This is a genomic window from Mesorhizobium sp. M0968 (genome assembly GCF_040319065.1).
GTDB lineage: Bacteria > Pseudomonadota > Alphaproteobacteria > Rhizobiales > Rhizobiaceae > Mesorhizobium.
In genome coordinates, this window is sequence record NZ_JAMYNL010000100.1 from 1 (window position 1) to 610 (window position 610).

Here is a 610-nt window from a genome sequence, read left to right on the forward strand (position 1 = left end):
GCATGAGCGTGGGATCGAGCCGCATATCCCGGTCTTCGACAAGTCTAGGCGCAAGGATGGCACCTTCTCGCGCGACGACTTCACCTACGACCATAAGGCCGATACATACATCTGTCCTGGCGGGAAGACGCTCAGGCAGCGCCAGAAGACCTATCGGATGCCACACCCTCTCGTCGACGAGAATGGCATGATGCGCTATCGCGCCAGCAAGCTGGATTGCGACGCCTGTGCCCTGAAGCCCAGCTGTTGCCCGAAGGAGCCGGCGCGCAAGGTGCTGCGCTCGATCTATGAGGGCGCGCGCGACATGGCCCGCGACATCGCAAAGACAGACGCCTACCAGACCTCACGCTATCAGCGGAAGAAGGTGGAGATGCTGTTCGCGCACCTCAAGCGCATCCTGAAGCTCGATCGATTGCGATTGCGCGGCCCCTGTGGTGCCCGCGATGAGTTCCACCTTGCAGCCATCGCCCAGAACCTCAGGAAATTGGCCAAGATTTGCACCCTCGGAACAAACGTCCGAGCCACTTAAGGCGAGGAGGTCGCGTCGACCTTAATCAAGACGCTTCGGTGCGAGTGGATCCACGGCTTCATCGCCGACTTCTTCAACACT

Annotated in this window: 1 protein-coding gene; it reads left to right on the top strand. The window is 60.2% G+C overall.

What is annotated here, in order from left to right; all coding sequences use genetic code 11:
* Positions 1 to 529: transposase (locus tag NKH67_RS34070; protein ID WP_353033120.1), on the top strand; the 529-nt coding region annotated here is incomplete at its 5' end.
* Positions 530 to 610: the final 81 nt, after the last annotated feature.